Source organism: Mumia quercus, from assembly GCF_025506335.1.
Taxonomy (GTDB): Bacteria; Actinomycetota; Actinomycetes; order Propionibacteriales; family Nocardioidaceae; genus Mumia; species Mumia quercus.
Window position 1 is genome coordinate 438,676 of sequence record NZ_JANZYO010000002.1, and the last position, 24,681, is coordinate 463,356.

30 protein-coding genes are annotated in these 24,681 nt (G+C 71.1%); 10 read left to right on the forward strand and 20 right to left on the reverse strand.

All coding sequences use genetic code 11. The annotated features are described in order from the left end of the window. Nucleotides 1-15 precede the first annotated feature (15 nt). Both NYZ95_RS05440 and NYZ95_RS05445 read right to left on the reverse strand, forming a co-directional pair. Nucleotides 16-531, reverse strand: coding sequence for a hypothetical protein (locus tag NYZ95_RS05440; RefSeq protein ID WP_262849502.1), 516 nt, complete (start codon nt 529-531; stop codon nt 16-18). Between the two features lie 48 nt (nt 532-579). Next, on the reverse strand, nt 580-1,485 hold the full coding sequence (locus NYZ95_RS05445; RefSeq protein ID WP_262849505.1) for a DUF1838 family protein: 906 nt from the start codon (nt 1,483-1,485) through the stop codon (nt 580-582). Nucleotides 1,486-1,648: 163 nt separating this feature from the next. Between NYZ95_RS05445 and NYZ95_RS05450 the strand changes: the two genes are divergently transcribed. Both NYZ95_RS05450 and NYZ95_RS05455 read left to right on the forward strand, forming a co-directional pair. Continuing rightward, complete coding sequence (locus NYZ95_RS05450) at nt 1,649-2,656, forward strand: RNA polymerase subunit sigma-70 (RefSeq protein ID WP_262849507.1); 1,008 nt, start codon at nt 1,649-1,651, stop codon at nt 2,654-2,656. Continuing rightward, nucleotides 2,653-3,063, forward strand: a complete 411-nt coding sequence (locus NYZ95_RS05455) for a DUF6069 family protein (protein ID WP_262849509.1) — start codon at nt 2,653-2,655, stop codon at nt 3,061-3,063. Before NYZ95_RS05450 ends, NYZ95_RS05455 begins: the two co-directional genes overlap by 4 nt. Here the strand turns inward: NYZ95_RS05455 and NYZ95_RS05460 are convergent. The 3 genes from NYZ95_RS05460 to NYZ95_RS05470 form a co-directional block, all read right to left on the reverse strand. Further along, the gene (locus NYZ95_RS05460; protein ID WP_262849511.1) at nt 3,050-4,153 is read right to left on the reverse strand and encodes a neutral zinc metallopeptidase; all 1,104 of its coding nucleotides are present in this window, start codon (nt 4,151-4,153) and stop codon (nt 3,050-3,052) included. The two genes, NYZ95_RS05455 and NYZ95_RS05460, sit on opposite strands and share 14 nt — an antisense overlap. Before the next feature lie 94 nt (nt 4,154-4,247). Further along, nucleotides 4,248-4,709: a GNAT family N-acetyltransferase gene (locus tag NYZ95_RS05465; RefSeq protein WP_262849513.1), complete on the reverse strand. Its 462-nt coding sequence runs from the start codon at nt 4,707-4,709 to the stop codon at nt 4,248-4,250. Beyond that, a complete protein-coding gene (locus NYZ95_RS05470; RefSeq protein WP_262849516.1) occupies nt 4,702-5,097 on the reverse strand; it encodes a hypothetical protein in 396 nt (131 codons plus the stop codon). Before NYZ95_RS05470 ends, NYZ95_RS05465 begins: the two co-directional genes overlap by 8 nt. Nucleotides 5,098-5,181: 84 nt before the next feature. Here NYZ95_RS05470 and NYZ95_RS05475 point away from each other — a divergent pair, with 84 nt between their 5' ends. Together NYZ95_RS05475 and NYZ95_RS05480 are read left to right on the forward strand one after the other, a co-directional pair. Further along, entirely contained in the window at nt 5,182-5,733 is a 552-nt protein-coding gene (locus tag NYZ95_RS05475) for an ArsR/SmtB family transcription factor (RefSeq protein WP_262849517.1), read from the forward strand. Next, nucleotides 5,730-6,920: an MFS transporter gene (locus NYZ95_RS05480; RefSeq protein ID WP_262849521.1), complete on the forward strand. Its 1,191-nt coding sequence runs from the start codon at nt 5,730-5,732 to the stop codon at nt 6,918-6,920. Before NYZ95_RS05475 ends, NYZ95_RS05480 begins: the two co-directional genes overlap by 4 nt. A 12-nt stretch (nt 6,921-6,932) precedes the next feature. On the opposite strand, the gene NYZ95_RS20320 is transcribed toward NYZ95_RS05480, so the two are convergent. Continuing rightward, nucleotides 6,933-7,907 (reverse strand): helix-turn-helix domain-containing protein, encoded by a 975-nt coding sequence (locus tag NYZ95_RS20320; RefSeq protein ID WP_262849523.1) that lies wholly within the window; start codon nt 7,905-7,907, stop codon nt 6,933-6,935. Nucleotides 7,908-8,046: 139 nt separating this feature from the next. After that, a complete protein-coding gene (locus NYZ95_RS05490; RefSeq protein ID WP_262849525.1) occupies nt 8,047-8,640 on the reverse strand; it encodes a dihydrofolate reductase family protein in 594 nt (197 codons plus the stop codon). A gap of 91 nt (nt 8,641-8,731) precedes the next feature. On the opposite strand from NYZ95_RS05490, the gene NYZ95_RS05495 reads away from it, so the two are divergent. Next, on the forward strand, nt 8,732-9,232 hold the full coding sequence (locus NYZ95_RS05495; protein WP_262849527.1) for a DapH/DapD/GlmU-related protein: 501 nt from the start codon (nt 8,732-8,734) through the stop codon (nt 9,230-9,232). Here the strand turns inward: NYZ95_RS05495 and NYZ95_RS05500 are convergent. Both NYZ95_RS05500 and NYZ95_RS05505 read right to left on the reverse strand, forming a co-directional pair. After that, nucleotides 9,201-9,812: a GyrI-like domain-containing protein gene (locus NYZ95_RS05500; protein ID WP_262849530.1), complete on the reverse strand. Its 612-nt coding sequence runs from the start codon at nt 9,810-9,812 to the stop codon at nt 9,201-9,203. The two genes, NYZ95_RS05495 and NYZ95_RS05500, sit on opposite strands and share 32 nt — an antisense overlap. A gap of 9 nt (nt 9,813-9,821) precedes the next feature. Next, complete coding sequence (locus tag NYZ95_RS05505) at nt 9,822-10,658, reverse strand: MBL fold metallo-hydrolase (RefSeq protein ID WP_262849532.1); 837 nt, start codon at nt 10,656-10,658, stop codon at nt 9,822-9,824. A gap of 156 nt (nt 10,659-10,814) precedes the next feature. On the opposite strand from NYZ95_RS05505, the gene NYZ95_RS05510 reads away from it, so the two are divergent. Next, a complete protein-coding gene (locus NYZ95_RS05510) occupies nt 10,815-11,651 on the forward strand; it encodes an NAD(P)H-binding protein (protein ID WP_262849534.1) in 837 nt (278 codons plus the stop codon). Here the strand turns inward: NYZ95_RS05510 and NYZ95_RS05515 are convergent. Next, nucleotides 11,598-12,299: a response regulator gene (locus NYZ95_RS05515; protein ID WP_262849537.1), complete on the reverse strand. Its 702-nt coding sequence runs from the start codon at nt 12,297-12,299 to the stop codon at nt 11,598-11,600. The genes NYZ95_RS05510 and NYZ95_RS05515 overlap by 54 nt on opposite strands. A 10-nt stretch (nt 12,300-12,309) precedes the next feature. Next, nucleotides 12,310-13,434 (reverse strand): sensor histidine kinase, encoded by a 1,125-nt coding sequence (locus NYZ95_RS05520; protein WP_262849539.1) that lies wholly within the window; start codon nt 13,432-13,434, stop codon nt 12,310-12,312. Between the two features lie 134 nt (nt 13,435-13,568). Here NYZ95_RS05520 and NYZ95_RS05525 point away from each other — a divergent pair, with 134 nt between their 5' ends. Beyond that, nucleotides 13,569-14,219, forward strand: a complete 651-nt coding sequence (locus NYZ95_RS05525; RefSeq protein ID WP_262849541.1) for a hypothetical protein — start codon at nt 13,569-13,571, stop codon at nt 14,217-14,219. On the opposite strand, the gene NYZ95_RS05530 is transcribed toward NYZ95_RS05525, so the two are convergent. After that, nucleotides 14,178-15,986, reverse strand: a complete 1,809-nt coding sequence (locus NYZ95_RS05530) for a glycoside hydrolase family 3 protein (protein WP_262849543.1) — start codon at nt 15,984-15,986, stop codon at nt 14,178-14,180. The genes NYZ95_RS05525 and NYZ95_RS05530 overlap by 42 nt on opposite strands. A 157-nt stretch (nt 15,987-16,143) precedes the next feature. After that, nucleotides 16,144-16,785, reverse strand: coding sequence for an FMN-dependent NADH-azoreductase (locus NYZ95_RS05535; protein WP_262849545.1), 642 nt, complete (start codon nt 16,783-16,785; stop codon nt 16,144-16,146). A 100-nt stretch (nt 16,786-16,885) separates the two neighbouring features. Between NYZ95_RS05535 and NYZ95_RS05540 the strand changes: the two genes are divergently transcribed. Beyond that, complete coding sequence (locus tag NYZ95_RS05540) at nt 16,886-17,395, forward strand: MarR family winged helix-turn-helix transcriptional regulator (RefSeq protein WP_262849548.1); 510 nt, start codon at nt 16,886-16,888, stop codon at nt 17,393-17,395. Between the two features lie 19 nt (nt 17,396-17,414). On the opposite strand, the gene NYZ95_RS05545 is transcribed toward NYZ95_RS05540, so the two are convergent. Next, entirely contained in the window at nt 17,415-18,095 is a 681-nt protein-coding gene (locus NYZ95_RS05545; protein WP_262849551.1) for a GAF and ANTAR domain-containing protein, read from the reverse strand. A 94-nt stretch (nt 18,096-18,189) separates the two neighbouring features. On the opposite strand from NYZ95_RS05545, the gene NYZ95_RS05550 reads away from it, so the two are divergent. Further along, a complete protein-coding gene (locus tag NYZ95_RS05550) occupies nt 18,190-18,834 on the forward strand; it encodes a dihydrofolate reductase family protein (protein ID WP_262849553.1) in 645 nt (214 codons plus the stop codon). Nucleotides 18,835-18,896: 62 nt separating this feature from the next. On the opposite strand, the gene NYZ95_RS05555 is transcribed toward NYZ95_RS05550, so the two are convergent. Continuing rightward, complete coding sequence (locus tag NYZ95_RS05555; RefSeq protein WP_262849556.1) at nt 18,897-19,217, reverse strand: hypothetical protein; 321 nt, start codon at nt 19,215-19,217, stop codon at nt 18,897-18,899. 113 nt (nt 19,218-19,330) lie between these two features. On the opposite strand from NYZ95_RS05555, the gene NYZ95_RS05560 reads away from it, so the two are divergent. After that, on the forward strand, nt 19,331-20,047 hold the full coding sequence (locus tag NYZ95_RS05560; RefSeq protein WP_262849558.1) for a GAF and ANTAR domain-containing protein: 717 nt from the start codon (nt 19,331-19,333) through the stop codon (nt 20,045-20,047). A gap of 194 nt (nt 20,048-20,241) precedes the next feature. Here NYZ95_RS05560 and NYZ95_RS05565 read toward each other — a convergent pair whose 3' ends face one another. The 5 genes from NYZ95_RS05565 to NYZ95_RS05585 all read right to left on the reverse strand — a co-directional run bounded on the left by NYZ95_RS05565 (nt 20,242) and on the right by NYZ95_RS05585 (nt 24,630). Next, nucleotides 20,242-20,814 (reverse strand): hypothetical protein, encoded by a 573-nt coding sequence (locus NYZ95_RS05565; protein WP_262849560.1) that lies wholly within the window; start codon nt 20,812-20,814, stop codon nt 20,242-20,244. Nucleotides 20,815-21,041: 227 nt separating this feature from the next. Further along, the gene (locus NYZ95_RS05570; RefSeq protein WP_262849562.1) at nt 21,042-21,962 is read right to left on the reverse strand and encodes a ferredoxin family protein; all 921 of its coding nucleotides are present in this window, start codon (nt 21,960-21,962) and stop codon (nt 21,042-21,044) included. Nucleotides 21,963-21,966: 4 nt separating this feature from the next. Then, nucleotides 21,967-23,241 carry a cupin domain-containing protein gene (locus NYZ95_RS05575; RefSeq protein ID WP_262849564.1) on the reverse strand — a complete coding sequence of 425 codons (1,275 nt, stop codon included), beginning with the start codon at nt 23,239-23,241 and terminating at the stop codon, nt 21,967-21,969. Next, on the reverse strand, nt 23,238-23,477 hold the full coding sequence (locus NYZ95_RS05580) for a hypothetical protein (RefSeq protein WP_262849566.1): 240 nt from the start codon (nt 23,475-23,477) through the stop codon (nt 23,238-23,240). The genes NYZ95_RS05575 and NYZ95_RS05580 overlap by 4 nt, the downstream gene beginning before the upstream one ends. 127 nt (nt 23,478-23,604) lie before the next feature. After that, the gene (locus NYZ95_RS05585; protein ID WP_262849568.1) at nt 23,605-24,630 is read right to left on the reverse strand and encodes a zinc-dependent alcohol dehydrogenase family protein; all 1,026 of its coding nucleotides are present in this window, start codon (nt 24,628-24,630) and stop codon (nt 23,605-23,607) included. Between the last annotated feature and the right edge of the window lie 51 nt (nt 24,631-24,681).

Here is a 24,681-nt window from a genome sequence, read left to right on the forward strand (position 1 = left end):
GTCGGCCCTCTCTGATCAGAACCGGGTGCCGCCCGCGTTGCTGGCCGCATCCCAGTCGAGGGGTTCGAGACCTGTCTCCACGCGTGCAGCGTCGACGAAGGCACGACGCAGCTCCCAGTAGCGCTCGCGCCACGTACGCCACCCCGCGGCCGAGACGTCCTGCCCGAGCGCGACCTTCTGACGGCGCAGGTGGTTCCATAGGGCTGCCCCGCTGGCGGCGACCGAGTCCCCGGCGACGAAGCGCAGCTCCTCCAGACACACTTGGGTCTCGCCCGTCGGCAGGTTGCGGACCGTGCGCGCGACCTCGTCCGCGTCAGCCTCTCCCGCGCGGAGCGCGCGCTGTGCGGCTGCCATCGCGTCGTAGAGGCGGTGCACGGACGCCACCCATTGGAGGTACGCGCGACGTCGGACGTCGGTTAGTCGCTCGGCCGACTCACGCGCGTACGCCTGCCGCTGGGCGATCATGTTGCCTCCCCATCCGGCGAGCACACCAGCAAGCGCACCGATGACGCCTATCCACGCACTGCTCATGTCCGCATTGTCCGAACATGAGCGGCTCAGCTGTCGCGGCTTTGCCTGTCACGCTTCCTGCGGGACGGCGCGCGCGTACGCCTCCCACGACGACAAGATCGGCCCGGAGACGTCCCAGCCCTCCGGCGCCTCAAAGTACTCGGGGTGGTGCTTCTCGGTGTACGCGCGGATCTTCGGAGGCACGTCGTCGAGCCCGCGGATCGTCTTGCGGCTGTGGAGGCGGCCGGTCATGACGCCGCCCTCGAGGCCCGAGCCACCCATCCGCATCCACGGCCAGAACGGCGAGACCCGCGAGAAGCCGGCGCGGAAGTGCGCCGAGGCGAGATCGCGGTCTTCGAGCTCGCGCTTGGAGGTGTAGATGACGAAGTGCTCCGACGGGTTGATCGTGTGACCGGTCGACGACTTCGGCCAGCCCAGCGGCGTGACGGGGTTGGGGTACTCGTGGGCGTAGTCCCACTCCAGGAGCACCTCGTCCCCGTACACCGCCCACGGCAGCAGGAACGGCAAGGACCCGTCGGCCGCCGCCTCGACGTTCTCGTTCATCGCGATGCCGTGCTCCTCGGCGTCGCCGACGAACAGCCGCGGCATCTGGAGGGTGAGCTCGCCACCGATCTTGTCGTTGAGGAACGGGAAGACCTCCACGGTCTCTCCCGTGAACGGGTTGTCCCACGTCTCGATGACGTCGCCCGTACGGAGGTCGTAGAAGAACCCCGTCTCCTTGCCGCGCATCTGGAGGCGTTCGTCGGAGCCCTCGCCGACGAACCGGACCTTCGTGATCCCCGTGCCGGCGTACCCGAACAACGGCTGCAGCCGCGACGTCCCGATCGAGGCGTACATCGTCCCGTGGAACGTCGAGATCAGCGGGTTCTCTCCGAACGTGCCCCAGGTCTTGCCGAACGCGTACAGGTTGTCGCGCGGCGAGCCGGCGAGGTCGAGCGGTACGGGGTCGGTCACGGGGGTCCCTTCGTCGGCGCCGCCATTCATCGGCGGTGGTCCACGGACGCTAGCACCGAGCGCTCGCCGGGTGATCACTGATTGCCCGACATCCCGAGTGATGAGTCATCGCCCCTCGCTCCGTCACACGTACGACAGGACACGAGTGACGGAAGGATGGCTCATGACGACGAACACGTGGGCAGAGGAGGTCGACGTGAGCGACCTGGGCACGCTCGACGAAGAGGGCTTCGCCGGCCTCGCGGAACGCCACCGCCGCGAGCTGCACGTGCACTGCTACCGGATGCTCGGGTCGTTCCAGGACGCCGAGGACACCGTGCAGGAGACCTTCCTGCGGGCGTGGCGGCGCCGCGAGACCTTCGAGGGGCGGTCGACGTTCCGCGCGTGGCTCTACCGGATCGCCACCAACGCCTGCCTCGACCTGCTGGCGAAGCGTCGCCCGGAGCCGGCGAGCGGCGGAGAGGTGCTCTGGTTGCAGCCGTACCCCGACCGGATGCTCGACGAGCTGTCCGCCGATGCCGCCGACGAGCCCGAGGCCGCCACCGTCTCCCGCGAGACGATCGAGCTGGCCTACCTCGTCGCCGTGCAGCACCTCGCTCCCCGCCCTCGCGCGGTGCTGGTCCTGCGGGACGTGCTCGGATGGCCGGCGAAGGACGTGGCGGAGTTCCTCGGCGACTCGGTCAACTCCGTCAACAGCGCGCTCCAGCGCGCCCGTGCCGGACTGCGCGCACACCTGCCGAGCGAGCGTCAGGACTGGACGGGCGACGAGGAGGACGTGGCGACGCGCGACCTCGTACGCCGCTTCACCGAGGCGAGCGTCGCGGTGGACATCGAGGCGCTCACCACGCTGCTGCGCGACGACGTCCGCTGCTCGATGCCCCCGACACCCGGCCTGCAGATCGGTCGCGACAACGTGGTCGCCGACTGGCGGGAGGACGGCTTCGCGGAGATGACCGGCCTGCGCGCGGTCCCCACCGCGGCGAACCGACAGCCGGCGATCGCCTTCTACCACTGGCGGGAGTCGGAGGGCGCCTACCTACCGCTCACTCTCGACGTCCTCCGTATCACCGGCGGCGCGATCACCGAGATCACCACGTTCCACGCCGACCAGTTCGCGCGCTTCGGACTGCCTGAGTCGCTTCCGGCGACGGGCGACGGAGGGGCCTCGTGAAGCGGGTGCTGGTCCGCGGCGTCCTCGCCGCGCTCCTCGCGGTCGTGGTCACGACGCTCGTCGGGGCGCTCGCTCGTGCCCTCGGGGTCGACTTCGAGGTAGCCGACGGCGAGCCGATCCCCTTGGGCGGCATCTCCGTGGTGACGGGGTACTTCTCGTGCGTCGGCGTCGTCCTCGCGACCGCGCTGCACCGGTGGAGCGCCCGTCCCGCCCGACGCTTCGTCCAGACGACCGTGACGCTGACGGCGGTCTCGTTGGTCCCTCCCCTGCTGGCCTCGGCCGACCTCGCCACGGCCGTGACGCTCGTCGTCCTGCATCTCGTCGCCGCGGCGGTGGTGATCCCGGTCCTGGCGCGCAGCCTCGACCGCGCGCCAGGACCGGTGCCGGAGCCCGTCAGCCCGAGATGATCCCCGGCAGCGCCTCCTCGAAGAGCGTCACGAAGGTCTCAGCCGGGAGCACGTAGCTCTTCGGCTGGGCGGCCGCCGCGAGGTCGGCCCCCCAGTCGGCGGCGCGCTCGCGCTGCAGCGGCGTCCCGTGGTGGCCCGGGCTGGCGAAGCTGCAGTCTCCGACGGTGTAGAAGCTCAGCAGGGTCTCGGTGACACGCTTCTTGTTGAGCGCGAGGCCCTTCTTGTGGACGCCGTAGTACGAGGCCATGGCGTCGGCCATCAGCTCCGTACGGCGGGTCGCCGCGGCCGGGTCCGAGGGACCGGTGTCGAAGACGCCGAGCTCGAACTGGAGGTGGTGGGCGAACTCGTGCGCCATGATCACGCGCGGCCCGACGTCACCGAGCCCGAAGGAGTCGTACGCCGCGAGGATCCCGTCGCCGAACACCAGCTTGTCGGGCAGCGCCGAAAGCACCGGATCGGTCTCGTCCTCGCCGCTGAACGCGTACGCGTTGAGCGTCCAGAGCGGGTTGTCGGAGAAGTCGCCCTGTGTCTGCATGAAGTCGGCGACGGTCTGCGCCTCGAGCTGGATCTCGGCGGGCGTCATCGGGTCGATCTCTCCCGCCGCGACCATCGCGGTCAGCGTGGCGGCGATGCGGTCGGCGTCGAGCAGGACGTCGCCGTGCATGGCCATGAGCTGGATGTCGTCGGACTCGATGTCCCAGAACCGCTGGAGGTCGCGGAAGGTGTTCTGGAGCTGGCGGGCGTGCGACTCGAGCGCGTAGTCGGGGTCGCCGGTGGTCCCGAAGAACAGCGCGTCGTAGGTCGGCACGTCCAGCAGCGTGTCGAAGTGCGCGAGCAGGAAGTTCAGCTGCTCGTTCGTCATGTCGGCGATCAGGCTGTCGACGTAGTCGTTGAGCAGGGTGCTGGCGCACTCGCTCGGCTCGACGGCCTGGAGAACCGCCGCCTTGGCGGGGATCTCGACCAGGTCACCTTGGGCTGAGGTTGTCGCCGGCCTGGGCGTCGCGGTCGCGGTGGCGACCGGGTTGACCAGACCGAGGGCCAGGAGAGTCGTGGCGCCGAGCGTCACGAGCAGACGGGTGGATCTGTTCACGCGTGTCTCCTTGATCGAGGACCTGGACTGGGTGTGGTCCAGATCACGTTTCCCGTCAAAATAAGCCGGTCGGCGGCGGTTGGCGAGAGGTCGATCAGGTCGGGCGGGACACCTTCCGCATGTGCACGCGCCGGTACGGGTCGTCGTCGGCACCGCACGTGACCTCGAAGCCGTACCGTCGGTAGAACGCGAGGTTCTCGACCATCGTCTCGTGCGTGTAGAGGCGCACCTCGTCGTAGCCGCGAACCGCCGCCTGCGACTCGGCCCAGGCCAGGAGCTCACTGCCCAGCCCGAGGCCCTGCTGCCCCGGGGCGACCGCGAGGTTCTCGACCAGGAGGTGGTCGCCCCCACCCCGGAGGACCACGACCGCCACGATCTCGTCGCCCGAGCGGACGACGTGGACGTCCCCGTCCGCGATGGCACGCGCGTAGTCGGCGTTCATCGGCCCGGGCTCCCCGCCCATCCGCGGGACGTACGGCGCGTACGCGTCCCGCACCAGCGCGCGTACGGCCGTCGCGTCGGCGGGCTCCGCCAGGACGGGCTCCTGCTCACCCATCGGCTCCTCCTTGCAGGCCTCTCGCGACGGCTTCGGCCAGGTCTCGTGGGGTTCTGTTGAAGGCGATCGCGGCCCCGGGGGCGAGCCGTCTGACCAGGTTGACGACCCACTCGAAGAGCCCCAGCCGGTCCTCGTCCCTGCGGATGCCGCCCCCGATGACGACGCAGGCCCACGCCCGCGCGACGAGCGACCGGCGCACGTGCGCCTCGATGTCCTCACTGCCGTCGAGCGCGACCAGGCAGCTCTCCGCGTCGTATCCGCGCTCAGCGAGCTCCGCCATACCGGCCTCGATCGCCTCGGCCACCGGTGTCGGGTCCCACGGCCCCGGCACGCGGAAGGGGTCGAGGCCGACGACCAGGACGGGACGGTTCGCGACGGACTCCCTCACACCGCCACGATAGGGCCGCGGGGCGGCCGTGGAGATATACAAGAAACCTTGTGGATTGCCGCGCACGCTCTTAGCGTCCCTCGCATGACCAGCATCGAGACGCTCCGTGCCGTGATGCACCCGACCCGGCGCCGCATGATCGAGTACCTCTACCTCCACGGGCCCTGCCAGGTCGGCACCCTCGCGGACGCCCTCGACCAGCAGGTCGGGAGCATCAGCCACCACCTCCGGATGCTGGAGCGGGTCGACGTCGTGGCCCAGGCTCCCGAGCTGGCCACCGACGGGCGTACGAGCTGGTGGCGGCTGGTCCAGAGCTCGATCTCGTGGTCGGTGGACGACTTCAACGACAGCCCTGCCGCCCGCGCGGAGGCGAAGGCCGCTGAGCGGCTGAACATCGAGCACCAGCTCGCCAAGCTCGCCTCGTGGAAGCGGGCGTCCGAGGGTGCCGGCGAGGAGTGGCGGCGCGCCGCGTTCAACAGCGGGTTGGTCGCCTCGGCCACGGCCGAGGAGCTGGACGCGCTCCACCAAGCCCTCGTACGGACCTGGCGGCAGTGGCGCGACGACCTCGACCTCGACGACGGCCAGGAGCGCGAGCCGGTCTTCGTCTTCGTCCACGGGTTCCCCAGCGCGCCATGACCGAGACGGTGACGGCGCCGCGTTTCAGCCGGGACCGCATGGTCCACGGCTGGCTCGTGGTGAAAGGCGTCTCCGATGCCGGCGACGCCGCGTGGACCATCGCCCTGGCATGGACGGCCGTGCAGCTGGCCAGCCCCGCCGTCGCCGGCCTGGTCGTCGCGGCCGGGACGCTGCCGCGTGCCGCCGTCCTCCTCGTCGGCGGGGCGGTCGCCGACCGGTTCCCTGTACGCCGGGTGCTGGCGGGCACGACCGTGGCCCGCGTCCTGGTCCTCCTCGTCACCCTCGCGATCGCCGTCACGGCGGGCGAGTCCGTGGCCCTGCTCGCGGGGGCGGCGATCGCCTTCGGGCTCTGCGACGCGCTCTTCGAACCCGCTGCCGTCACCCTCGGCCGACAGCTCGTCCGCGAGGACGACCTGTCCCCGTACGCGGGGGCGAGCCAGACCGCCACCCGTCTCGGGACCATGGCAGGGGCTGCGGTCGGCGGCGGGCTCGTCGCCGTCGCAGGGCTGGCGGCCAGCGCGGCGCTCAACGCTCTGACGTATCTCGGCGTGCTGGCATACCTGGCTCTCGCCCTGCGGGTGCGCTTCCCTCTGCCCCGGCGTGGACCGGCTCCGATGGGACGAGCGATCGCCGAGGGGTTCGGCCACCTGAGAGCCTTCCCCGCGACGCGGATCCTCGTGGTCACGCTGTCCGGGCTCAACCTCGCGGTAGGACCGGCACTGGCCCTCGGTCTGCCGTTGCGCGTCCGCGACACCGACTGGGGCGCGGGGACCCTCGGCCTGCTCCAGGCACTGGTCGGCGCCGGAGCACTCGGCGGCGGTGCAGTCCTCATCCGCTGGCGTCCTCGTCGTCCTGCAGCGCTGGGCTTCACACTGCTCGTCCTCCAGGGGCTCGCGATCGCTGCGCTCGGGGCTCCCGGGATCCCTGCAGCGGCGGCCGCGTGCCTGACCATCGGCGTCACCGCCGGTGCGGCGTCGGCACTCCTCTCCGCCGTCTTCGTCCGCACCGTGGCCCCGGAGTTCCTCGGGCGCCTCGGATCGATCCAGCGACTCGGCGACGACTGCCTGATGCCGGCGGCGATGGCCGGCTTCGGCGCGGTGGCCGCCGGCGCCTCGCTCGCCACCGCGTTCGGGCTCTTCGGCGGGCTGATGTCGGCGTTCATGATCGCGGCCCGCCGGAGGGCGTGACGCCCGCCGGTGTCAACGCGCGACGCGCAGCATGTCCGCACCGAGCTGTGTCAGGGTGTGGAGCACGCTCTCGCGGTCGCGCCGGCTGCTGATCAGTCCCGCCTCACGCAACGTGCGGGTGTGATAGCTGACCGTTCCGGCCGACACCCCGACCCTCCGGGCGAGCTCGGTGGTTGTGGCACCCACCGCACACTCTGCGAGGACGGTGGCACGGCTGCCCCCGAGCAGAGCCTCCAGCGCCCCTGGCGAGACGGCCGCCGCGTGGTCGGCGACCGTGCGGTCGAACGGGTACACCAGCACCTGAGCGAGGGTGGGGTCCGCGTACGTCACCGGCTGCTGCCAGCAGAAGTACGACGGCACGAGGCGCAGGCCGCGACCGTCGAGATGGAGGTCGCGGTCGTCGGCGTGGTCGAGGACGCTGAGCACGCGTGAGCTCCATCGGAACCCGGGACCGAGCCCTGCCAGCATCCCGTCGACCCCTCCGTCGAGCAGGTGCCGCGTCCGCACCGCCCGCTCGCTCGCGAGCTGGTCGTGCATCTGCTCTGCGACCGGGGAGATCACCGTGTCGTGGTACGCGCGGAGTGCCTTGGTCAGCGCGTGACGCTCCTTGTGGCGGGCCAACCCACGCAGCCGCCCGCCGTGGCGTCGCGGCTCGAGCCTGCCGATCTCTTGGGCCGCGCGTCCCTCCGGCACGGCCAGGATCGCCTCCAGGCCGGCTTCGAGCCCGTCCTGCGCCTCGTACGGGGTCAGGAAGTCCGGGAAGTAGAGAGCCCGAGGGAACAACGGCAGCAGGATGCCCCGGACGGCACGGCCGAGTGCACTGTGGCGCAACGTGTGGACGGCCTGGTCGTGCCAGCGGCCGTGTGCCCAGCGCCCTTCGCGGGTCTGGAAGCGGTGAAGGCTCGACGCGATCTCCCACATCGGGTCGGGGGCGGCGGCGAGCCGGGTGCGGGCAAGGTCGAGCTCGGTGAAATGGATGCGGAGCACTGGATCCCCCTGTCCAGAAACCCTCGCAGGCTTTCAGACCCGCGGGTGCATGGCGTGGCGACTTTCATGCGGCCGCCGAGATCACCAGGGAGGTCAGCCTCTCGCATCGTGACACGGCGGCGTTCGTTGGCACAGCGATTTACGGTCCCGCGCGGTGCAGGGTCGGCTTGTAGACGAGCTCCTGGGTGCGGCCGTCGAGCGTGCGGCTCTCGAGCAGCTCGAGGTCGAAGTCGTCGGCACCGGCGAAGATCGACTGCGCCCCCGTCTTGCCGGTCAGGACCGGGAAGACCGTGACCTGCACGCGGTCGACGAGACCTGCGGCCATGAGCGCACGGTTCATCGACAGGCTCCCGTGGGAGCGGATCGGGAGGTCGGACTCCTCCTTGAGCCGGCGTACGACGTCGACGGCGTCGCCGCCCGCGACCGAGGCGTCGGGCCAGTCGAGCGGCCCGTCGAGGGTGCTCGAGACGACGGTCGTCGGCAGGTGCCTCATCCGGGTGACCCACGGGTCGAGCACCTCGGGCTGGGCTTCGCTCATCGCGAGGAGCTGGACGAACTCGCGGTAGGTGTTCGCGCCGAGGACCAGCCGCTGGTCGCCGTCGTACTGGGCGAGGCGGTGCTCCAGCAGCTCGGGCCCCTGCTTCCCCCAGTAGCCGCCCCAGTCACCACCCTCCCCGTACGAGCCGAAGCCGTCGAGGCTCGAGAACACGTCGAAGGTGTACGTCGCGGTCATGCGGAGCTCCTCACGTCGGTCATGGGTCCAGGGCAGACCGGGCATCGCGGCAGAACTCATCGCGTCAGTCCTCCGTGCGAGCATCGGCCGCATGTTCGACGAGCGACGACTCCCGACCCGCACCCCTGCGTCCCGCGCCTTCGCCGAACGCGTCCAGGTCGTGATGGAGCTGACCTCGCGACTCAACGTCCTCCCCCAAAGCGACGTGGAGAGCCGCAACGCGCTGCTGAGCGAGATCTTCGGCAGGCCGCTGCCGGACTCGGTGACGATCTACCCGCCGTTCTTCTCCGACTACGGCCTCGGCGCGACGTTCGGGGAGCGAGTCTTCATCAACCAGGGCTGCACGTTCCTCGACCTCGGCGGCATCACGCTCGGCGACCGCGTGATGATCGGTCCGAACGTCACCCTGAGCACCGGCGGTCACCCGGTCGAGGTCGCGGAGCGGTTCGACTCCCTCACGCACGCCCCGATCGTCGTCGAGGACGACGTGTGGATCGGCGCTGCCGCGACCGTCACACCCGGGGTCACCATCGGCCACGGCTCCGTCGCCCGCCGCAGCCTCACCTCACCGGCTGACGCAGGATCGTCCTGAGCTTGGCGGGCTCGGTCTTGCGCGCGTCGGAGAGGTAGATCTCGTGGTGCGGTCCGCTCGGCTCGAGCCCCTCTGCAGGGAGGAACTCGTCATGGAGGCGGCTCAGCGTCGGACCCTCGTCGTCGTAGGGGCCACGGTGCAGGATCTGGACGCTGCGCCCCTCGTCGTACGGCGCGAAGCGGACGAGGTCGAGGGCGGGCAGAGCCTTCTTCGCCCGCGCCGTGGCGAGCGCGTCGTCCACGAGGTCGGCTGTGATCCAGTCCGGCTGGGCGATCATCATCGTCCAGTCCCACGCGCTCTTCTCGCGGGTCCGGAACACCTCCCAGTCGTCGGCCGACCACAGCCCCTCCAGCGGCGCCACGGTGTGGACCTTCTCCAGGCGAGTCTTCGCGAGCGCGCGCACGGCGTACGACGAGGTGTAGAGCGCCTCGACCGCCTCCTTGTACGCCGGTGAGGTGTTGGGGTCGCCGTGTCCGTCGACCATGAGGAACCGCATCTCGGGGACCTCGACGATGGTGAAGGCGCCCGCTCTCGGCGCGTAGAGGTCCTTGCGCTCCTTCTTGATGTCGTAGCTCTGCACGCGACGGCCTCAGCCGGCTCGTCCGCCAGGCAGGATCCCGGTCTCGTCGTCGTGGTCACCGCGCACCCATGCGATGTGACGGGCAGCGGAGTGCTCGAGCACGGCCTTGGCGTCAGCGTCGATGAGGTTGCCGAAGTTGCCGACGATCCGGTCGAACGCGAAGCCGGAGAGCCGGTCCGCGATCGCCTGCACGACAGCGGCCGACAGCGGGATCTTGTTGGGGTAGCTCCGCATGAACCCCAGCGACCGGCGATCGGGGTTCGGGAACACCGTGTCCCCGCTGAGCAGCAGGCCGCGACCGGTCTCGTCTGCGGACCAGAGCGCCACTGCCGCGCCGACGAAGTGCCCGCCGACGCGGTGCAGGCTCAGCCCTGGGGCGAGCTCGTGGTCGTCCTCCCAGAGCTGGACGCGCTCCGTACGACGGCCGAGCCACTCCGCGTCCGATGCGCACACCAGCACCGGAGCGTCGAGCGCCTCGCCCCACGCCGCCTGCACGCCGTACATGTGCGGATGGCTCGCGGCCACCGCGAGGACCGGCCCGCGCGCGAGGACCTGCGTGGCTGTCTCGTCGTCGACGTAACCCGGCGGGTCCCAGAGCAGCGACCCGTGCTCCGTCGTCACGACCTGCGCCGTCTGGCCGATCCCGACGGTCGGCTTCGTGGTGATCTCTGCGCGCCCTGGCTCCCGCTCGGTCCACACCAGCCTCTGGCCCGCCGCCCGCAGGTCGTCGAGCGTCGTCCAGTGCTGCCCGTCGGCCGGCACCCACTGGCGCTCGTCGGCGCAGATCGGGCACACGTCGGGCGTCGGCTCGTCGTACTCGACCCCGCACGTCGCACAGATTCTCATGGCTCCCCCTCGTCGCTGAGACGTCGCTCGACGCGCAACACCGTACGGCATCAGGCGGTCTCAGCAGCCCCACTTCGCACGTTGACCTCAACTGCGCTTGAACTCCTAGCGTGGGCGAAGTCAGCCGACGACGGACCAGGGATGGAGCGAATCTCGATGATTCTCGTGACGGGAGCGACCGGCAAGGTAGGGCGTCGACTTGTTGAACGGCTCGCAGGCGACGGCCACAAGGTACGTGCGATGTCGCGCTCGGTGAACCGCGCCGACCTCCCGGCCGGGGTCGACGCCCTCGCGGGCGACCTGCTCGACCTCGATGCTCTCGGGGATGCCGCCGACGGTGCCCGAGCGACGTTCCTCCTGTGGCCGTTCTCGGAGCCCGAGCACGCAGCGCGCCTGGCGCCAGGCGTCGTGGCCACCATCGCTGCCCGCTCACCACGTGTCGTCCACCTGTCCGCGCAGGCCGCCGAGCGCAGTCCAGACTCGTTCTGGGCGATCGTCGAGCGCGAGGTCGAGGCACGTGCCCAGGAGTGGACGCAACTGCGTCCGGTCGGGTTCGCGGCCAACACGGCGATGTGGGCGGACCAGATCAGGGCCGGTGACGTGGTGCGTTGGCCGTTCGGCGAGGCGAGACGCCCGCTCGTCGACGAGCGCGACATCGCCGCCGTCGCTGCGCTCGCGCTCACCCGCGACGGCCACGCTGGTCACCGTTACGTGCTCACAGGACCTGAGCTCCTCCGCCAGGACGAGCAGGTCGAGCTGATCGGCCAGGCGCTGGGCCGGACGGTGCGCTGGGAGGAGATGACACGTGACGAGGCTCGCGCGCTCCTGCGCACTGCCCTGGGCGGATTCTCGTCTCCCGACACCGTGCTCGACGCGTGGGAGTCGTTCATCGAGCACCCCGAGCCGGTGACGACCACCGTCGCCGACGTCACGGGCACGTCACCGAGACGCTTCGCGACGTGGGCGCGCGACCGGGTCGACCTGTTCCGGTGAACCGCCGGGCACGACGAGGCCGCACTCGTAGGCGCGGATCACCGCCTGGGCGCGGGTCTCAAGACCGAGCTTGGCGAAGATGCGGTTGACGTGCGTCTTCACGGTCGGCACGGAGACCACCAGGGCCTCGGCGATCTGAGCGTTGGACAGGCCCTGCGCGATCAGCCGCAGCACCTCCCGCTCCCGATCGGTCAGCCGTCGTACGAGTCCGGCGTCCTGACCGGGGAGCGGTCGGCTGACGTACTGCTCGATCAGGCGCCGCGTCACCGACGGCGACAGCAGCGACTCCCCTGCCGCGACCAGCTCGACCCCGTGCACGATCCGGTCGACGGGCAGGCTCTTCAGCAGGAAGCCGGCTGCTCCGGCGCGCAGGGCGCGGTAGACGAGCTCGTCGATGTCGTACGTCGTGACGACGAGGACTCGGGTGGGCGAGCCTGCGGCGACGATGGCCTCCGTGGCGGCGATGCCGTCGACCCCGGGCATGCGTACGTCCATCAGGGCGACGTCCGGCTGGAGGCGGCGGACCTGCGTGATCGCCTCACGCCCGTCGGCGGCCTCGCCGACGACCTCGACCCCGCGCGACTCGAGCATGACCTTGAGGCCGACCCGGATCATCTCCTGGTCGTCGGCGATCACGACGCTGGTCATGGGCGCTCCCTCACTCCGTCGGCAGCGGCAGGCGGGCGTGGAGACGGTAGCCGCCTTCTTCGGTGGGCCCGGCGTCCAGGGCGCCGCCGAAGACGGCGACGCGCTCGCGCATGCCGACCAGTCCTCGCCCGGACGGCGGCGGGCCAGCCGCGCTCCCCGCAGCGTTCTGCAGATCGACCTCGATGCCGTCGGCTCTGCGGTGGAGCGTGACGACCGTACGACTGCCTGGGGCGTGCTTCAGCGCGTTCGTGAGCCCTTCCTGCACGATGCGGAAGACGGAGAGGTCGACTCCGGCCGGCAGACCGTCCGTCGACCCCTCGACAACGAGCGTCACGTCGAGACCGGCCGACCTGAACACCTCCACGAGCCCAGGCAGGTCTGCGGCCGCCGGCTGAGGGTCGAGCTCCGAGCCCCCGTCCTCGCGCAGGAGCCGGAGGAGGCGGCCGGTCTCGTCGAGCGCCGCGCGACCCGCGCTCTGGATCTCTGCCACGGCACGCTCCGCGGCGTCGGGATCACGGCGGAGGAGGTCCGACGCGGCGCCCGCCTGGACGACCATGACACTGATCGAGTGGGCGATGATGTCGTGCATCTCGCGCGCGATCCTCCGCCTCTCGTCGGCCACGAGCCGCTCCCCCAGCTGGCGCTGCTCGAGCACGAGCTGTCGGCTCTGACGCGCCAGTTCCTCACCGCGCCGCGCGTGCTCCCCCATCAGGCGTCCGGCCAACCATGGCCCCGCGGTCAGGAGGAGGACCCACAGGACGTCCTGCGCGCGCGGGAGGTCCACACGCTCGCTGAGGGGGACCATGAGGTTCACCAGGACCAGCCCGACGACGCCGTCGAACCGGGCGGCGTAGCGGCCGAGGGCGAAGCAGGCCGTGAAGATCATCGCCAGCGGCGCGACGAGCTGGTCCTCGGGCACGCCGAGCCGGGTCTGGAGCACGAGCAGGAAGCACGCGCCGACCGAGGTGACGACAGGCCACCGACGCCGCCCGCACAGGAGCGCACCCGCGGCGACGCTGACCGCCATGGCGACGGGCACGTTCACGTCGGACACGGCCGCTTCGGCGAAGCCGGCGAGCGTCAGCACGGCAGGCAGCGCGACGTCGCCGCGCGTCAGGGTCGTTCGCCCCTCCATGGGGCCACGCTACGTCCGATCGGTGGTCCGCGGAGTCAACCCGAGGGTTGACCGGGTGCCACCGTCGAGCCGATCCGGAGGGGTCGGCGCCCTCCCTAGCGTCGGGGGTCCGATCCGCTGACAGGAGGCGTCCCATGACCCGCACAGCAACGCGAAACGCCGGCTTCGCCTGCGTCGTCCTCGCCGCCGCGAGCGTGGTGATCGCCCCGCTCAACGCCTTGGCGCGCATGCGCACCGAGGACGGGCGCGCCGACTTCGAGAACCCTCTCGCGCACTGGTGGGCGGCGCCTGCGAGCGACGCCGCCGGTGGTCTGCTCGACTGGGGACCGCCCGACACCGTGTACGAGACGTACGGCAAGTTCTACGTCGTCGCCGTGCTCGCGGTGCTCGCGTGCGCACTGGCGGTCCGCAGCAGGAGACCCGCCACCGTACGAGGGTCGGAACGGTGGGGGTGGCGGGTCACCCTCGCCTCGTACGTCCTGCTCGCGTGCGCGATCTTCTTCACGTACTGGGTCGCCAACGTGGATCTCGTGCACCTCGCCGTCACCATGCCCGCACTCCTCCTCAACGCCGTCGGGCAGACGATGCTCGGGATCGGCCTGCTCCGCAGCGGCTTCCGGCCGCGCCTCACCGGCTGGGTGCTCGCGCTGTCCTTCCCGCTCTCGCAGGTGCTGGTGATGGTGTCCACGCAGGCGCTCGGTGTCTGGCCGATGCTCCTCGCGTGGGGCGTCGCGGGGTGGTCGCTAGTAGCCGAGCCCGTGCCCGAACGGGAACAGCTCGCCTGAGCCGTCCGCGCGCGGGATCGAGACCGGCAGGCGTCCGGACGGGTTCACCTCGCCGTACATCACCCGCACCAGCGACTCCATCTGGTGGACGGTGTACCCGTACGTGTCGAGCACCGTCGGCGCCTCCGGGAACGAGGCCACGTCGTACGGGTTGCGCACGGCCGCGACCACGACCGGCTTGCCCGTCGCGATCAGTGCGCGGACCAGGGCGGTCTGCGCCACGGCGGCCGCGGTCGGCCCGCCGGTGTCCGGGTTCAACGCGTACGCGTTGTTGGTCGACACCACGACGACGTCGGAGCTCTGAGCAGCGGTGACGGCGTTGGCGATCGCCGCAGCCGACGGCGTCGTCCCCGACTCCAGCACGCGGGTCGTGGCCCCTCGGGAGCCGAACGCGTTGGCGATCGCCTGCGTCGTGGCCACGCCCCATCCGGCGACGAGCACCCGGCGCGGACCGGACGCCAGCGGCAGGACCCCGTCCTCGTTCTTCACCAGCGTCGTCGTCCGGTCGGTGATCGCCTGGGCGTCAGCGACGTGCTCGGGTGCCCCCATCGTCGCCACCGCGTGCGCCGGGTCCACGAACGGATCGCGGAAGATGCCCTGGCGGTGCTTGTGCAGCAGGATCCGGTAGACCGACTCGTCGAGCCGCTTCTTGCTGATCTCGCCGCTGCGGACGGCGTCGAGCACGGCGTTGTACGCGGTGTCCATCTGCGGCGGCACCAGCAGCTGGTCCGCACCGGCGAGGAAGGCGCGCACGGGGGCGACGTCCGGCGGGTAGGTCGACGTCGCGCCCTGCATGTCGAGCGCGTCGGTGACGATGATCCCGTCGAACCCGAGCTCGTCGCGGAGCAGCCCGGTGAGGATCTTGTGCGACATCGTGGCCGGGACGCCCGGATCGATCGCCGGGAGCACCACGTGCGCCGTCATGATCGTGTCGATACCGGCGTCGATCGCCGCGCGGAACGGCGGCAGGTCGATCGCCTCGAGCTCCTCCCTGTCGTGCGTCACCTCCGGGAGGCCGAAGTGGCTGTCCTTGCCGGTGTCGCCGTGCCCGGGGAAGTGCTTCGCGACCGCCGAGACCCCACCCGCGTGGTAGCCGCGGACCTGGGCGCTGACGAGCTCGGAGACCAACGCGGGGTCGGACCCGATCGACCGGATCCCGATGACCGGGTTGGCCGGGTTCACGTTGACGTCGGCCACCGGCGCGTAGTCCTGGGTGACTCCGACGGCGTCGAGCTCGGTGCCGATGACCTCGGCCGAACGCTCGGCGTCGGCCGCCGAGCGGCCGGCGCCGAGCGCCATGTTGCCCGGCATCTGGGTGGCCGGCGGTCCGAAACGGGCGACGAGCGCGCCGCCCTCCTGGTCGACGGAGATCTGCAGCGGGATCCGCTGGGGCTGCGCGAGCGCCGCCTCCTGGAGCCCGTTCGAGAGGGTCGCTACCTGGGCGGGGTCGCCGATGTTGTCGTCGTTGTTGCGGGTCGTGTAGTAGATGACCCCACCAGGGCGGTACTTCGCGACCGCCTGCGCCGGCGTGTCGACGCCGTACATCCGCCGGTTGATCGCCTTGGCGGCGTCGCTCGGGTTGTTGGCGTCGCGGCCGGCCACCTCGATCACGAAGAGCTGGCCGACCTTCTCCTCCACCGACATGTGGCGCAGCTGCGAGATCACCTTGCCGCGGTAGGGAGCGTCGCCGGAGTGTCCGGGGCTGTCGTCGGACGCAGCCGGTGAACCGGCTGCGGCGACCAGCACCGCGGCCAGTCCGATGATCAACGGCCGGAGCAGTGTCCGAGCGTCGCGGGCGAGGGTTGCTGACCGACCGAACATGAGCGCCTCCGGAGGCCCGTCGCGTGACGTGGGTCACACGACTGTAGCGCCTGGGCGCTCAGAATGCACTGCCCCCGCTTCCCCCACTTACGTTCCGGATCCCTCACCGCCGGGCGCGCGTCGCCAACGCCCGCCCGGCAGCCCGCGCTGACTCCTCCGCCTCCTTCTTCATCAGCGCCGCCGGCTCCTGGAACGCGTCGAGCGCAGGGTTGACTCCGACGAGAGTGAACTCGCGCTCGACCACCGTCAGGTCCGCCTGCCAGACGTCCGCGAGGATCCTCCGGAGATAGTCGAGGTTGTGGTCCCAGCCGTGCTTCGGCGTGCCCGGCCCGTAGGCCCCGCCACGCGTGGTGACGAGGACCGTCGGCGTGCCCTCGAGCAACGGCTCGCCCTGCTGGCCGCCTGCGAGCGCCAGGTCGATCCACGCCTTCACGTGCTGGGACACGCCCCAGTTGTAGAGAGGCAGCGCCAGCACCGCGAGCTCGGCACCACGGAGCTCCTCGGCCAGCTCGCCGGCGAGGGCGACGGCAGCGCGCTGCGCGGGCGTACGGTCGTCGACTGCCGTGGCTCCGGCGCTGATCGCGGTCGGCCACGCCTCGGCGGGGAGCGGGTCGGCGGCGAGGTGGCGCGACACCACAGGCACGTCCGGACGGACGGCGGTGAGCTCGGACATGACCAGGTCGGCGAGCGCGGTGCTCGCCGACCACGGGCCTTGGATGCTGGAGTCGACACGGAGGACAGTCATGGGCGCTCCTCGGAGATAGGGTTCGCGAGATGGACTTGAATGTTCAAGTGAGACGGTAGAGCACCTGAGTTGAATGTTCAAGTCGGGGTAGGATCGTCCCATGGCCGAGCACACAGACGACACCGACGTCCCCTGGCTCACCCCGTCCGAGCTCAAGGACTGGGTCTCGGTGGTGGCACTGTGCAGCACGCTGCCGTCCGCGCTGGACGCGCAGCTCAAGCGCGACGCAGGACTCAACCTCTTCGAGTACCACATCCTCGTCCACCTCGACGCCTCGCCGAACGGGATGGTCTCGATGAGCGACCTGGCACTCCTCGCCCAGGGGTCCCTCTCCCGGCTGTCGCACGCGGTAGGACGGCTCGAGCGTGACGGCCTGGTCCGGCGCGGCGCCTGCAACGAAGTCGGCCGACGCATGGGGGCGGTCCTCACCGATGCCGGACGCGCGCGGCTGGAGGCTGCGGCCCCCGGTCATGTCCGCGAAGTCCGCAGGAGGGTCGTCGACGTCTTGGACCCGGCTCAGCTCCAGGCGCTGGGTCAGGCGGCACGCGCGGTCGTCGCCGCGACGTCACCCGAGGCCGCCGAGGTCATCGAGCGGGCCCCGGACCGCTGACGCTCGCCGCCGGGCGCCGTCAGGACGGCAGCTTGCGGGTGTCGACGAGCAGTCGGGCGACGGCACGCAGCTTGAGGTTGTGCAGCTGGGAGTAGCGCCGCAGCAGCTCGAACGCGCGGGACTCGTCGAGCTGGTACCGCTCCATCAGGATCCCCTGGGCCTGCCCGATCAGCTTGCGCGCGTCGAGGGCGATCTGCAGGTTCTCCTCGCGCTCGGCACGGTGCAGCGCGATCGCCGCGTGCCGGGCGAAGAGGTGCGCGAACGCGGCGTCGTCCTCGTCGAAGTCGCGCGGGGTCTTCGAGTAGAGGGACACCACGGCGATCCGACGGGACCGCGGCGCCAGGCTCACGCAGAGCATGCTCGCCACGCCCATCTCCGAGACCGCCTGCGTCCACTGGGGCCACCGCCGCTCATCGCGCAGGTTCCCCGTGCGGAGGGTCTGGTCCCACTCGTCGCTTCGAGCAGGTCCCTCGCCGAGGGCGACCTGCAGCTCGTCGGCCTTCGTGATGAGATCGTCCGTCGCTGCCACCGTGTCGAGCCGACCCCCGCCGCGGAGCATCGTCACGCCGCCATAGTCCATCTCGACGGTCTCGCAGAGGTACCGGACGATCTGGTCCGCCGTCTGCTCCGACGACTCTGCCGCATGAAGATCTTCCACCAAGTCGACGATCTCGTGGTGATCGAGTGCCTCGTCGGTCACGTTCGCACCCCCGCGCACCGGATGACGTTCACGATCACGTGAATCGTACGCGCGAACGGCTCACCAGTCATCTCGGGCACGAAGGGTGCCACCGATGAGTTTCGTCGTGGGGTCGGTCCTCCCTTCGTACGCAGTCCACTGCACCCTGGGAGCCCACATGGCCGCGACCTACACGTTCGACGTCGTCTCCACTCTCGACGGCTTCGGCTCGTACGGAGAGGGCGGCGACTGGGGCGGCTACTGGGGCAAGCACGGCCCCGAGTTCCTCGCGCACCGGCTCGCCCAGTACGAGCAGGAGCAACGGCTGGTCCTCGGGGCCCGCACCTACCGGGAGTTCGTCGAGATGCTCGGACCGTCTCCCGAAGCACTGAAGGGCGACCCGATCAACGCGCGGATGATGAGCCTCCCGACGACCGTCGTGTCGAGCACGCTCGACGGCCCGCTCGAATGGCCGCACGCGACGCTCGCCAGCGGCGACGCCGTCGACGTCGTGGCTCGTCTCAAGCAGGAGTCGGACGTGCCGCTGCGCTCCCACGGCAGCCTCTCGATGAACCACGCGCTGATGGCCTCGGGACTCGTGGACCGCGTGCAGGTCACCGTCTTCCCCGTTCTCACCGGGAGGACGGGGACGGACCCGGTCTTCGCCGGCGCCGACGACTTCGACCTGGAGCTGCTCGAGAGCCGCACGCTCGACGGCGGCACCGTGGAGCTCGTCTACCGGCCGTCGCTGCACGGGTAGCGGGCTGGCCCGTCGGACGCACCGGGGGTGCGGTGCGCGGTCGCACCCCCGGTGCGACGTGCTCAGGCCCCGGTCTTGGTCACGCCGAACATCAGCACGCGACGATCGATGTCGTAGAAGACGGTGCCCGTGTTCGTCAGGACGTCCTGCAGGACGTCGGCGTCTTCCGTGCTGACAGTGAGCACCTCCTCCCACGCGCCTTCGTCGAGCACCAGCTGCAGCGTCCAGAGACCGTCCTGGCCACCGCCCTCGGCGGCCCAGCTGAACTGGTAGTGGGTGACCTGACGCACCCGCAGGCTGTCGTCGGTCACGCGGGTGCCGCCGCCGCTGTTGGCTGCCTTCTTCCTAGGGGGCATCGCCTTCTCCTCGTCGTCCTGCGCCACGTGCCTGGTGCACCGCGACTCCAGGTGCGTGTGGTACCCCGACAGACGAGACATACGCGGGCAATTCGGCAAGTGGCCTGTAGGCCCGGCGAGCACGCCAGTACGCTCGCCCCATGGCAGGAGGGCGAGAGTCCGACGGCGGGTTCGCCGAGCTGGCGCGCTCGCTTCGCGACCAGGCCGACGAGTCCGACACCCTGGACCAGGCCCTCAAGCTCACGGTCGAGACCATCGACGGCTGCGACGAGGCTGCGGTGAGCCTCGTCGGGAGAGGCGGCCAGGTCGAGACCCCGCACTCCACCGGGCCGCGAGCGGCGCAGGCCGACCGTCTGCAGTACACCCTCGGCGAGGGGCCGTGCCTGGACACCATCCGCGACCACGAGACGACGCTCGTGCGCGACCTCGCGACCGACCGGCGGTGGACGAGGTGGAGCCAGCAGGTCCATCGAGACCTCGGGTTCGGCAGCATCTACTGCTTCCAGCTGTTCACCGCCGCCGACGACTACGGTGCCCTCAACCTCTACTCGGACAGGGTGGACGCCTTCGACGACAACGACGACGCCGTCGGCTACGCGATGGCCGCCCACATCGCAGTCGCGCTCGCTGCCTCGCGCAAGATCGAGCAGCTCGGACGCTCGGTGCAGACACGCACGGTGATCGGTCAGGCGATGGGAATCGTGATGGAACGCTACGGCCTCGACCCGGTGCGCAGCTTCCAGACCCTCCAACGCGTCTCCAGCGTCACGAACAGGAAGCTCCTCGCGGTGGCCCAGCACGTCGTCGCCACCCGAGAGATCCCCTCCCTGGGCGCCGGCGGGAACCCGGCGGCCTGACCGCCGAGGGCACGCCCCCGGGGGGCGGCCCGGGCGTCCGCTGTTTTCGAGCCGCCCGGGCCTGGTGCTTGCCCGTTGGCGCCGCCGGCCAAGCATTGACCGTCCGGTGCCCAGCGAGGACGCCGCCCACACGGGCAGATGTGCAGTCGGCGGGAGCGGACCTGTCATCCGCTCCCGCCGACGGTCGTACGCGCTCAGAACCTCCCGAGCGGACGAGGCGTGGCGTACCCGAAGGTGTCGCCGGCGCTGAACGCGTTCACGCCGAACGTCGCGTTGAGCGCACCCGCAGCCGTCCCGGTGAGCTGGAGCTTCACCAGGCCGAGCCCCGGGCGGTCGGTCAGGCGGATCTTGAACAGGTCAACCCGTCCGGCGTTGCCGACCGCCGAACCGGTGACCTTGCCGCTGACCCGCAGCCGGCCGAGATCGATGTTGAACCTGCGGAGCGTGATGTTGGCAGAGCCGGCGGAGAGGCTGATGCCCCCGCTGTGCTTGATGCGGAGCTTGCCGACCGAGTAGCCCGTGATCGGGAAGCGGGCCGCGAGCGTGCCCTTGTAGGCGAACGCCTTGGCTCCACCCACCGCTGCGGGGGTGATGCCGGCGCTGCCGATGAGGTCGTACACGGCAGGCGCGACGACGACCTGGGTGTAGCCGACCCGTCGCTTCTGCTCCTGCGCCTGCGCCTGTGCGGGGGATCCCACCCCGGTGGCGACCAGTCCGACGACCGCGGCGAACGCCGCGAGAATCCTGATGAACGCACGCTTGGACATGCGGTCACTTCCTCCCTGTCGATGGCGGCCAGGTTCCTGGCCCACCCTTCCTTCGGTCCGTGGACCCTTAGGGACCGCGTGATTCGGAGGTCGCGACCTCATCGCGCCTCCTCCTCAGCGGTCAGGACGCGTCCCCTCAGCGTGCAGGCCTGCTGGCCGAGGTCGGGAAGCTCCATGCGAGTGCTTCGGAACCCGTACGGCGACGGATTGCTCCGAATTTCGAGAAGTTAGACGGGCTCCAGGCTCGTCACCGCGTACGCCGTCGCGGAGGTCTCCGCGCCCGCTCCGCACGTCAGCAGCGCGGGCGGCTGCGCGCTCGCCTCGACCTGCGCCGTGAGGCGCAGCACCTGGCCGTCGCGGCGGACCTCCACCTCGCACGCCCAGGTCTCGTCCGCCACGGGGTGGCCTGCGACGAATCGGACCGCCTCGGGCGGCAGCGGGCCGTACCGCTCGTAGACGGCGATGACGGCGGCCTGCCCGTAGGGCGGTGCAGAGGCGACGCCGCGCAGGTGCTCGGGCACGACGGCCCCGCCGAGATGGCTGCCGACCACGTCGACCGCGTTCTCAGCGTCGAGGTTGCCGTACGTGGTCCCTCCCGGCAGCACGACGACGTTGGCGGCGAACCGGTCGCCGCCAAGGTGGGAACACTCCCACGTCTCTTCGGGCCATCGTGCGGCCAGCGCGGCGGCGACCGGACGCCCGCGCACAGCGCAGCAGACGTCGTGCCTGCCGTGGGTGCACACGAGCAGCGTCGTACGAGGTGGGCCGACCGTGTCCGACAGCGGCTCGCCGACCACCGCCGCGGCCTCGCGCAGGTCGAGGCTGTCGCGCCAGGTCCCCCACACCTGACCGCACGCGGGGTCGTCGTCGATGACCGCCCACCGCCGCACGGCTCCCACCGTCTGACGACCGGGACGCCGGATCATGAGCAGCCGCGCCTGCGCGGAGCGGGCAGCCTTCGCGAGGGCGCCGAGCACGTCGGGGGCGATCGCGTCGGAGGCGAAGGCGTTGAACGGCCATGGGCCGGGGTGCTCGATGAGCAACCACCGTCGCGCGGGCGTCGCCGTCGCGACCAACGGGTCACCGCGGCGGCGTGCTGCCGTCGCGCACCGGAACGGCTCCGCGCTCGCACCTGCGGGAGGCGTCACCCGCTCAGTCGGCACGGACCACGACCGCACGCGCGAGCAAGCGACGCGCCAGGTCGTCCCCGAGCCTCGCGGCCGCGCACTCCCCGTGGTCGAGGAGCTCCCGCACGGCGGCGACGTCGGCTGACCCGAGCGCCACGGTGCCGACGCGGCTCACGAGGCGCGCGCCCCGTTCTCCGTCGGCGTCTTCCAGGACGGGCTGCAGGTGGTCACGCAGCAGGAGGCGGTCGTCGGCCGCAAGCTCTTGCGCTGCGCGAAGCTGCCGTACGGGGCCGACGGGGGCAGGACGCCCCGCTGCTCGCGACGCGGCGGCGAGCCGTTCGGCCACGAGGCTCTCGTCGACGCGCTCCAACGCGGCGGCGAGACGCTCGCGTACGAGGGAGACGTCGCCGCGGACGTCGTCAACGCTCCCCACATCGAGGCCCGCGGCCAGGGAGGTCCGAACCTCGGGGTCGTCGGCGAGCGCCGACAGGACGGCCGCGACGACCTCGTTGGCGACCGCGTGCCGCGTCCAGGCGTGGACACCAAGGGTCAGATGGGTGCTCACGTCGCCGAGGGCGGTGGCCGCGTGCAGGTAGCCGCGCGGCAGGTAGAGACAGTCACCGGGCCGCAGCACCGTACGGATCAGCGGCGGCTCCTCGGCCCGGAGCCTCACCGCCTCTCGGTGGAGCGTCCACGGCTGGTCGCGCAGCGGCGACTCGAGGACGGGCCGGTGGATGCGCCACTCCTTCTCGCCGCTGACCTGCAGGACGAACACGTCGTGGACGTCGTAGTGGTCGTCGAACCCCTGGGACTGCGGCGGCGTGACGTACGCGTTGGCCTGCACGGGGTGCCCGAGCTCGCCGGCCAGGTCGGCGACGAAGCGTACGAGCGGCGGCCACGTCCGGTGGAGTCCCTGAAGGACGAGCGTGGCCCCGTCGGCGAAGAGCGCGCTGAGCCGCGAGTCGTCCGCCTGGTCACCGATGCCCGCTCCGACGCCGGCGCCCGCGGTGAAGTCGCGGTTCGGCAACGTCGTCCCGTCCCGGGCGACGCGAAGGAACGGAGTCCGTAGGCCGTTCTCGGACAGCAGGGAGTCGACGGCCGCTTCGTCGAACAGCTCCTCGAACCGGCCGTCTCGCTCCTCGGCCGTGACCAGCAGCGGCTCGCGTCCCCAGGCGACCTCGGCGAACGTCTCGGCCGAGCAGCCCAGGAGGCGTTCCAGCGGCCGTCGTGCGTCAGCGTCCCGGCGGTGACCGGGGCGCCCCTCGCTGAGGGACGCCCCGCTCGGGTGAACCGTCGTCATGCGCCGCCGTCGGCCCCGCCGTCGGCACCGCTGTCGGCGCCACCGTCAGCACCACCGTCGTGGACACCGGGGACACCCTCGGCACCCCCGTCCGCGGGACCCTCGGCGCCGCCGTCGGCACCGCCGTCGGCACCGCTGTCGGCACCGCCGTCAGCACCACCGTCGTGCACGCCGGGGACGCCCTCGGCACCCCCGTCCGCGGGACCTTCCGTGGACTCGGGATCGAACTCGCTCATGGTGATCTCCTTCCGCCCGCGCCACCAGGCGCGCTCGATTGATGTGGGCTCGCTGCGGACAGGTCGCCCGAAGCTCCATCCTCAGGTGACATTCCCCGGAGCCGCACGTCGAAACCCCTCGTGCACCTCAGAGGGTGAGGAGCACCTTCGTGGCGAGCCTCTGGTCCATCGCTCGATACCCCTCGGCCGCCTCCTCCAACGGAAGCGTCAAGTCGAACACCCGACCGGGATCGATCGTCCGGTCTTCGATCAGCGAGAGCAGCTCCGGAAGGAAACGCCGCACGGGGGCGGGGCCGCCGTGCAGGTGCACGCTGCTGAAGAACAACGGAAGCCCCTCCAGCTCGACACCGTGCGAGACGCCGACATATCCGACGTAGCCACCCGGTCGCGTCGCTCGGATGGCCTGCCACATCGACTCCTGCGTGCCGACTGCTTCCACGACCCCGTGAGCGCCGTACCCGCCGGTGAGTGCCACGACCCTCGCCGCGCCGTCGTCCCCGCGCTCCTCGACGACGTCGGTAGCGCCGAACTCGCGCGCCAGCGCCTGCCGCGCGGGGTGGCGGCTGAACGCGACGACGCGTTCTGCCCCGAGCTGGCGCGCGGCGAGAACCGCCGAGAGACCGACGGCACCGTCTCCGACGACGGCGATCGTCTTGCCCGGACCGGACGCTGCAGCAACCGCTGCGTACCAGCCTGTCCCGAGGACGTCGGAGGCGGCGAGCAGCGAGGGGACGAGGTCGGCGCTCGGCGGCCCGGCGGAGGCGACGAGGGTGCCGTCGGCCCACGGGATGCGGGCCCGCTCCGCCTGGGTTCCGATCGCCCCCATCATCACCTGGTGGACGCACCGAGACTGATAACCCGCACGGCAGATCTCGCAGGTGTTGTCGGACGCGACGAAGGAGCCGACGACGAACGCGCCGACGTCGACGCCTCGCACGTCCGGGCCGACCTCTTCGACCACGCCCACGTACTCGTGACCCATCGGCGCCGGCGTCGCCGCCAGCGACTCGAGCCCGCGGTACGGCCACAGGTCCGAGCCGCAGATGCACGTCGCGGTGACACGGATGACGGCGTCGGTCGGCGCGACGATCGTCGGGTCCTCGCGCTCCTCGGTACGCACGTCACCGGCGCCGTACATCATGACTCCGCGCATCGGCGATCTCCTTCGGCTCGTGCTCGTCACCCGCCGGGGCCAGATCGTCCT